This is a genomic window from uncultured Nisaea sp., from assembly GCF_963974195.1.
GTDB lineage: Bacteria > Pseudomonadota > Alphaproteobacteria > Thalassobaculales > Thalassobaculaceae > Nisaea.
The window spans coordinates 1-8131 of sequence record NZ_CAXBDC010000148.1; the positions used below are offsets into that span (position 1 = coordinate 1).

At 61.7% G+C, this 8131-nt stretch carries 8 protein-coding genes; all 8 read right to left on the minus strand.

Annotated elements, in window-relative coordinates:
* On the minus strand, positions 1-118 hold a 118-nt coding region (locus tag AAC126_RS20760), incomplete at its 3' end, for a glycerophosphodiester phosphodiesterase family protein (RefSeq protein ID WP_339857142.1).
* 13 nt (positions 119-131) lie between these two features.
* Positions 132-2243 (minus strand): polyribonucleotide nucleotidyltransferase, encoded by a 2112-nt coding sequence (gene pnp, locus AAC126_RS20765; RefSeq protein ID WP_339857133.1) that lies wholly within the window; start codon positions 2241-2243, stop codon positions 132-134.
* A gap of 362 nt (positions 2244-2605) precedes the next feature.
* A complete protein-coding gene (gene rpsO / locus AAC126_RS20770; RefSeq protein WP_028466284.1) occupies positions 2606-2875 on the minus strand; it encodes a 30S ribosomal protein S15 in 270 nt (89 codons plus the stop codon).
* A gap of 14 nt (positions 2876-2889) precedes the next feature.
* Positions 2890-3816, minus strand: coding sequence for a tRNA pseudouridine(55) synthase TruB (gene truB, locus AAC126_RS20775; RefSeq protein WP_339857135.1), 927 nt, complete (start codon positions 3814-3816; stop codon positions 2890-2892).
* A complete protein-coding gene (gene rbfA, locus AAC126_RS20780) occupies positions 3806-4252 on the minus strand; it encodes a 30S ribosome-binding factor RbfA (RefSeq protein WP_339857136.1) in 447 nt (148 codons plus the stop codon). Before rbfA ends, truB begins: the two co-directional genes overlap by 11 nt.
* Positions 4253-4294: 42 nt before the next feature.
* Positions 4295-6898, minus strand: coding sequence for a translation initiation factor IF-2 (gene infB / locus AAC126_RS20785; RefSeq protein ID WP_339857138.1), 2604 nt, complete (start codon positions 6896-6898; stop codon positions 4295-4297).
* A 51-nt stretch (positions 6899-6949) separates the two neighbouring features.
* Positions 6950-7612 carry an RNA-binding protein gene (locus AAC126_RS20790; RefSeq protein WP_339857139.1) on the minus strand — a complete coding sequence of 221 codons (663 nt, stop codon included), beginning with the start codon at positions 7610-7612 and terminating at the stop codon, positions 6950-6952.
* Positions 7590-8131, minus strand: a 542-nt coding sequence (locus tag AAC126_RS20795; protein ID WP_339857140.1) for a helix-hairpin-helix domain-containing protein, incomplete at its 5' end; no start/stop codon positions are given. The genes AAC126_RS20795 and AAC126_RS20790, both read right to left, overlap by 23 nt.

Genomic DNA, 8131 nt, shown 5'->3' on the forward strand with positions numbered 1-8131 from the left:
CGAACTCCACCCACGAAAAACCGGCCTCCGCCGCAAGGCGGAAGCCGGTCAATGTATTTTCAGGAGCCTCTGCGGCAATCCCGCGATGTCCGACAAAGCGGGACAGCCGGAGGCTCATCGGTCGAAGTCGCTTACGCTTCTTCTTCGGTGATCTCGAGGCCGGTCTCCTGATCCACGACTTTCATGGACAGCTTGACCTTGCCGCGATCATCGAAGCCGATGACCTTGACCTTCACCTCATCACCGTTGTTGACCACATCGGTGGTCTTGCCGACCCGCTCGTTCTTCAGCTCGCTGATGTGAACGAGGCCGTCCTTGGCGCCGAGGAAGTTCACGAAGGCGCCGAAATCGACGGTCTTCACGACCTTGCCGGTGTAGATCACGCCGACTTCCGGCTCGGCGACGATGTAGCGGATCCGCTCCAGGGCCGCTTCGGTGGAAGCGGTATCAACCGCCGCGACCTTCACGGTGCCGTCGTCGTCGATGTCGATCTTCGCACCCGTGGTCTCGCAGATTTCACGGATCATCTTGCCGCCCGGGCCGATGATTTCGCGGATCTTGTCGGTCGGGACCGTGATCGTGGTGATCCGCGGCGCATTGTCCGAGACACCTTCGCGGGAAGAGGTCAGGGCCTTGGACATTTCACCCAGGATGTGAACCCGGCCGTCTTTCGCCTGGTCCAGAGCGATCTTCATGATCTCCTCGGTGATCGAGGTGATCTTGATGTCCATCTGCAGCGAGGTGATGCCGTTCTCGGTACCAGCGACCTTGAAGTCCATGTCGCCGAGATGATCTTCGTCACCGAGGATGTCGGACAGGACAGCGTAATCGTCGCCTTCCTTGATCAGACCCATGGCGATACCGGCCACCGGAGAGGACAACGGAACGCCCGCATCCATCAGGGAGAGGGAGGTGCCGCAAACCGTCGCCATCGAGGAGGAACCGTTCGATTCCGTAACCTCGGAGACCACACGGATGGTGTAGGGGAAGACTTCCTTGGCCGGAAGCAGCGGACGCACCGCGCGCCAGGCCAGCTTGCCATGGCCGATTTCACGGCGTCCCGGGGAACCCATGCGGCCCGCTTCACCGACCGAGTAGGGCGGGAAGTTGTAATGCAGCATGAAGTGCTCGCGATATTCGCCTTCGAGCGCGTCGATGATCTGCTCGTCCTGACCGGTGCCGAGGGTGGCGACGGCCAGAGCCTGGGTTTCACCGCGGGTGAACAGGGCGGAGCCGTGGGCGCGCGGCAGAATGCCGACTTCGGAGACGATCGGGCGCACCGTCTTGGTGTCGCGGCCGTCGATCCGCTGGCCGGTCTTCAGGATGGCGCCACGAACGACATCGGCCTCGATGCCTTTCATCAGGCCCTTGGCGATGTTCTTGTCCGCTTCGTCCTCGAACAGGGCCATGCCCTTTTCACGGACAACCGCAACGTTCTGCTGGCGCTGGGTCTTGTTCGGCTCGGCATAAGCCTCGGTCATGTCGCCCGAGATAGCCGCTTTCAGCGCATCGCGCACACGGCCGACATCTTCGCTCTCGGTCGGCAGATCCATCGGCTCTTTGGCACAGGATTCAGCAAGATCGATAATCGCATCGATGACCGGCTGGAACGCCTTGTGACCGAAGGTCACGGCGCCGAGCATGATGTCCTCGGACAGCTCGGAAGCCATGGACTCGACCATCAGCACGCCTTCCTGGGTGCCGGCGAGCACCAGGTCCAGATCGGAGTCCGGCAGATCGCTCTGGCGCGGGTTCAGGATGTATTCGCCATCCTTGTAACCAACGCGGCAGGCCGCGATCGGGCCGAGGAACGGCACGCCGGAAATCGTCAGAGCGGCGGAAGCGCCGATCATGGCGACAACGTCCGGATCGTTTTCGAGATCGTGGGACAGAACGGTGCAGACGACCTGCGTTTCGTTCTTGAAGCCTTTGACGAACAGCGGACGGATCGGACGGTCGATGAGGCGCGACGTCAGCACCTCTTTCTCCGTCGGACGACCTTCACGCTTGAAGAAGCCACCCGGAATCTTGCCGGCGGCAAAGGTTTTTTCCTGGTAGTTGACGGTCAGCGGGAAGAAGTCGATCCCCGGCTTCGGCTGCCGTGCATAGACAGCGGTACACAGAACAGTCGTCTCGCCCATCGTCGCCATGACGGCGCCGTCGGCCTGACGTGCGACTTTACCGGTCTCGAGCGTCAGCTTGCGCCCGCCCCAGTCGATCTCTTTTTTGTATATCTGAAACATTCAGCTTTCCTTCAAAGCCGAACCGCTCGGATCCGATCCTCGTTCTGTCCTCTGTCTGGCCTGAAATGGAGCAATCCGGTCCGGTTCTTCAAACGCATCGCCTCACGGGGCGCGGGAGAACTGGTCAGGGGGCCCATGGTTACCGAACAAAGGGTCGAGCGAGGTGACACACGGCTCATATTCATCGGTGTCTCATCGGTACGGTTCTTCGGTTTTTTCCTCTATTGAGCGGGCTTTCAATCGCATGGATCGCCGAGGGCGTCAAACCCAATATGGCAATCCCGAAAGCTCTGCAGAAACGCAAACCGCCCCACGGAAATCGCAGGGCGGACGCGTTACTGTTTTTGGCGGCGCTGCGCGGATTAGCGGCGCAGACCCAATTCCTTGATGATGACCTGATAGCGCTCGACATTTTTGCTCTTCAGATAGTCGAGCAGACGGCGGCGCTGGCCAACCATGATCAGAAGCCCACGGCGGGAGTGGAAGTCTTTCTTGTGGGTCTTCAGGTGTTCGGTGAGGTTCACAATCCGTTCGGTCAGGATCGAGACCTGAACTTCCGGGGAACCGGTATCGCCTTCTTTGCGGCCATACTGTTCGATCAGCGCAGTCTTGCGCTCTTGCGTAATCGACATCGGATACTCCTAGGTCAAAGGTTGAGTACGCGCATCGGACAAATACAGCCGCCGTCGATCCGTCCGATCGCAACGGGACTGCCCTCAGAGACGGCGTACATAACATCGCCTTCCCGGAGGTCTCCGAAACGATCAAGGTCCATGGCCCGGAAGACCGGGACGGACTGACCGCATCTGAGTTTATTTGCCTCTGCTCCGGTCAAAGTCAGCGCCGGGATGCCGTCTAGCGCTGTTTCTACCGGTAATAGGTGCTCGAAAGCGGCGGGACTATGGTCCAAAGCTTTCAAGGAATCCAGTGAAATCGCATCTGCTTCGAGAAATGGGCCGACACGGTGCCGGCGCAGCATGGAAATATGTCCGAGTGTCCCGGCGGCCCGCGCGAGATCCCGCGCAAGGCTGCGCATGTAGGCACCCTTGCCGGAGCCGACACGGAACAGCGCATGGTCCGAATCCCGGGCCTCGACCAGCTCGAAGAAATCGATCCGCACCTCACGGGGCGAGAGTTCCACAGGCTCTTCCCTGCGCGCCAGATCGTAGGCCCGCTGGCCCTGAACCTTGACGGCGGAAAAGATCGGCGGAACCTGTGTGACGATGCCCTGGAACTGCGGCAAAACAGCCTCGATCCCGTCGATATCCGGGCGGGCGTCGGTGCTGCCGCATACAGTGCCCTCAAGGTCGTCCGTCGTCCGCTCCTCGCCCCAGGTCACTTCGAAGGTATATTCCTTCGAGGCGTCCATCACGTAGGGAACGGTTTTCGTCGCCTCGCCAAGCGCGATCGGCAGAATTCCCGTCGCCAGAGGGTCAAGCGTGCCGGCATGCCCGGCTTTCTGGGCGTCAAAGATACGCCGAACGGCGGATACCGCATGGGTCGAGGTCACGCCGGACGGTTTATCCAGAATGACCCAGCCATTGACCGGGTTGCCGCGTTTCCTACGCGCCATTACCGCCCTCTTCCGTCTCGTCTTCGTCTGTTTTCTCGAGGTCCGCGCGCACCACGGGGTTCTGGAACACCTCGTTGATCCGGTTGGCCGTCTCGAACGCATTGTCGATGATAAAACGAAGACGCGGCACGGTACGCAGCGACATCTGCTTGGCCAGCATGGTCCGCAGGAACGGCGCAGCGCGCTTCAGCCCGCTGAGCACATCCTCCACATTGCTGCCGCCCAAAGGCATGACGAACACATTCGCATTGCGCAGGTCCGGGCTTACCGAGACCTCGCTGACCGTGATCGAAGCGCCTTCGAGTTCAGGGTCGTGCAAATCACCGCGCTGAAACACGCCAGCCAGCACGTGACGCACTTCCTCGCCGATACGCAATTGGCGCTGGGACGGCGCTCGTCCGCCCCGCCCCGTTTTTTCAGGGTGCGATCCAACCATTTTTAGCTCCCGTCAGACAGTGTGACAGTCAAACCCCGCCACTCAAGACGAGGTGCTGGCCCGCTGGACCGATTCCAGGCTCCGTGCCACTTCCTTGATCTCGAAACACTCGATCAGGTCGCCGGCCTGGATATCGTTGTAGTTCTCGAAAGCGGCACCGCACTCGTAACCCTCGCGGACTTCCTTGACCTCGTCCTTGAAGCGCTTGAGCGTCTTCAGCGTGCCCTCGTGAATCACCACGCTGTCGCGCAGCAGGCGGACCTTGGCGGCACGCCGGAGCATGCCCTCGGTAACCATGCAGCCACCGACCTTGCCGACCTTGGTGATGTTGAAGACCTCGCGGATTTCCGCATTGCCAAGGAACTCTTCCTTGAGATCCGGAGACAGCATGCCGGTGAGCGCCGCTTTGATATCGTCGATCAGCTCGTAAATGATCGAGTAGTAGCGGATCTCGAGACCTTCCTGCTGCGCCATGTCCCGCGCCTGCGGGTTGGCCCGGACATTGAAGCCGATGATCAGAGCGCTGGAGGCTTTCGCCAGAGCCACATCGGACTCGCTGATGCCGCCAACGGCGCCATGCAGAATGCGCACGGCAACATGATCGTTGGAGATATTCTCGAGCGTGGACCGGATCGCTTCGAGGGAGCCATGCACGTCGGTCTTGATGACCACCGGCAATTCCTCGGCCTGACCGGCTGCAATCGCCGAAAGCATCTGCTCAACGGAGCCGCGCGCTCCGGCAACCGCCGATTTCTCGCGCAGCACACGCTGCCGGTATTCGGCGATCTCGCGTGCCTGGCCTTCAGTCTCGACCACCGCGAACTCATCGCCCGCGACCGGTGTTCCCTGCAGACCCAGAACCTCAACCGGAATACTCGGACCGGCATTATCGGTACGCTGGCCGCGATCATCCAGAAGCGCCCGCACCCGGCCCCATTCGGCACCGGCAACGAAGATATCTCCAACGTTGAGCGTACCCTTGGTGACAAGGACGGTCGCGACGCTGCCGCGGCCCTTTTCCATCTTCGCTTCGATCACGGCACCTTCGGCACGGCGATCCGGGTTGGCTTTCACCTCAAGGACTTCAGCCTGCAGAAGAATGGCTTCCTCGAGCTTGTCGAGGCCGACCTTGGTCTTCGCGGAAACATCCACGGCGAGAACGTCGCCGCCCATTTCCTCGACCACGATCTCGTGCTGCAGCAGTTCCTGACGCACCCGGCTCGGATCGGAGTCCGGAAGATCGCACTTGTTGACCGCGACGATGATTGGGCAACCGGCCGCTTTCGCATGCCGGATGGCTTCAACCGTCTGCGCCATGATGCCGTCATCGGCGGCCACCACCAGGACAACGATGTCCGTGACGTTGGCACCGCGTGCCCGCATCTCGGTGAAGGCCTCATGGCCCGGCGTATCGAGGAAGGTGATTTTCGCGCCGGACGGCACGGTCACCTGATAGGCGCCGATATGCTGGGTGATACCACCGGCTTCGCCACCGGCCACATCGGAACGCCGCAGCGCATCCAGCAGCGAGGTCTTGCCGTGATCGACATGGCCCATGACCGTGACGATCGGCGCACGGGGCAGCATGTCCTCCGGAGCATCGTCCTTGCCCTGAAGCTGGCGTTCGACGTCGGATTCAGAGACGCGCTTGGAACGGTGCCCGAATTCGGCAACGACCAGTTCGGCCGTGTCGCTGTCGATGGACTGCGTGATGGTCGCCATCATGCCCATTTTCATGAGCGTCTTGATCACGTCGCCGGCACGTTCGGCCATCCGGTTCGCGAGTTCCTGAACGGTAATCGCGTCCGGAATGATCACGTCACGGATCTGTTTTGCCTGATCGCCGCCTTCTTCCCGCAGCCGCTGCTTTTCGCGTTCACGGGCACGGCGTACAGACGCGAGACTGCGGGAGCGTTCGCCACCACGATCATCCAGCGCCTGGGAAACTGTCAGCTTGCCCGACCGGCGACGTTGTTCGCCGCGACGGTTCGGGGTCGGTGCCGGACGACGATCCGGCGTGGCCGGAGCCCCGCCGCTACGGCGCTTCGGCCGACGGCCGTCCGCATCGTCATCACCGGCTGGTGCCGGCTGCGCCGGATCCGCCGCCCGTGCTGCCGGCGTATTACGCGGAGCATTGCGGGTTTCGGCAGGCCGTGCGGCAGCCTCTTCGGCTTTTGCCTTGGCTTCACGCGCAGCTGCCTCTTCGGCCAGCCGTGCGGCTTCCTCATCACGGACGCGGCCTTCGGCCTCCGCGATCTTGCGCATTTCTTCAAGCTCGGCCTGGCGCCGGTCAAGAGGCTCGGGGGCCGGTGCCGGCTCGGGAGCGGCCTCGGCAACAACTTCGGCGGCTGGAGCCTGCGGCGCTGCAGCGGCGGCAGCCGTCGCGGCTTCCTCCTGCTGGCGCAAGCCCTCTTTCAGCGCCCGTGTCCGGCGTTCCCGCTCTTCCGCGCTCAAGCCCGCGGCATCACCTCCGATACCGCCAGGACCACCCACGCGCTTGCGCCGGCGCTCGACCTGAACCGTCTTGGAGCGCCCGTGGGAAAAACTCTGTTTCACCTGATCCGTGTCAGCGGACTTTCCAAGGGAAAGTTTACCCTTACCGGACAGGCTCAGTTTTTTGCGATCAGTCTCGTTATTTGTTGTCATTCTAGGTCGCGCGTCTTTTCCGTAATACCGGGCTGGGGCCTCAATACACCCCTAGCCAGTGTTTTCCAACCCGAGTCGCGAAATATCGCCCCGGAATCCTGAGAGTCTTGCAAATTCTCGTGTCAATCGGGCCGTCAGGCCCCTTGAATGGTCGCCCGCAGCCAGGATGGCCGCGTGTACGGTCTGCTCCCGATCGAATGCCGCTCCAAGCTCGGAGCGCGTCAGAAGAGCTTCAGCCGGAATGCCGTCTCCGAGACGCTTCATGCGCTCGCGGGCATCAACGGCACCGTCCGATGCCTCAATAAGTAGAACGGCTTTTCTGTGACGCAAGGCATCTTCGACCTTTGCGTGACCAGCAATCGCCGCACCGGCGCGCCGCGCCAGACCGATCATGGACTGCGTCGAAGCGACAAGCATGGCTTCCACTGCTTCGACGAGGTCGTCGCGAACCGCGACTTTTTGCTTCGCTGCCCGCGAGAATGCCCGCTTCTTGCTGGCTTCGGCAAGCGCATCACGGCTCGCCGTCACCCAGAGGCCACGGCCGGGGAGTTTTTCGGACAGATCCGGAACCACCGCATCATCAGGTCCAACCACGAACCTGATCATCCGCTCTACCTCACCGCTTTCGCCGGTGGCGATGCAGCGCCGCAGATTGCGACCTAGATCACCGCCCTCGGCTGATGCGGGGCGCTCATGTTGCCGGGGTCTCGTCATGAGCCTCCCCAGCAGCGTCTTCGGCGCCAGCGTCGGGCTCTTCGCCCTCTTCATCCTCGAACCAGTGAGCCCGGGCCGCCATGATGACGCCATTTGCGGCATCCTGGTCAAAACCGGCATCGGGCAGCATTTCGATAAGCTCGTCACCGGCCAGATCGGCCAGATCGTCCAGCGTCTTCACGCCCTGTTCGGCAAGACCGACGACTTGCGCCAGCGTCAGGCCTTCAAAAGCAAGCAGGTCTTCGGCAACGCCGAGTTCCTTGGTCTGGTCCTGCAGGCGGTTACGTTCCGCCTCGGCAAAGACCAGCGCCCGGTTCTGCAGCTCTTCGGCGATATCCTCGTCGAAACCTTCAATGCTGACCAGATCCTCAAGCGGCGAATAGGCAATCTCGTCGACCGTGCTGAACCCTTCGGCGACCAGCAGATGCGCAATCACATCATCAATATCAAGCGAGTCGATGAAGGTCCGCGACCGGGTCTTGAACTCTTCCTGGCGGCGCTCGGATTCCTCGGCCTCGG

Coding starts and splice junctions, on each gene's coding strand:
- pnp (WP_339857133.1), bottom strand. CDS start 2,243: ATGTTTCAGATATACAAAAAAGAGATCGACTGGGGCGGGCGCAAGCTG.
- rpsO (WP_028466284.1), bottom strand. CDS start 2,875: ATGTCGATTACGCAAGAGCGCAAGACTGCGCTGATCGAACAGTATGGC.
- truB (WP_339857135.1), bottom strand. CDS start 3,816: ATGGCGCGTAGGAAACGCGGCAACCCGGTCAATGGCTGGGTCATTCTG.
- rbfA (WP_339857136.1), bottom strand. CDS start 4,252: ATGGTTGGATCGCACCCTGAAAAAACGGGGCGGGGCGGACGAGCGCCG.
- infB (WP_339857138.1), bottom strand. CDS start 6,898: ATGACAACAAATAACGAGACTGATCGCAAAAAACTGAGCCTGTCCGGT.
- AAC126_RS20790 (WP_339857139.1), bottom strand. CDS start 7,612: ATGACGAGACCCCGGCAACATGAGCGCCCCGCATCAGCCGAGGGCGGT.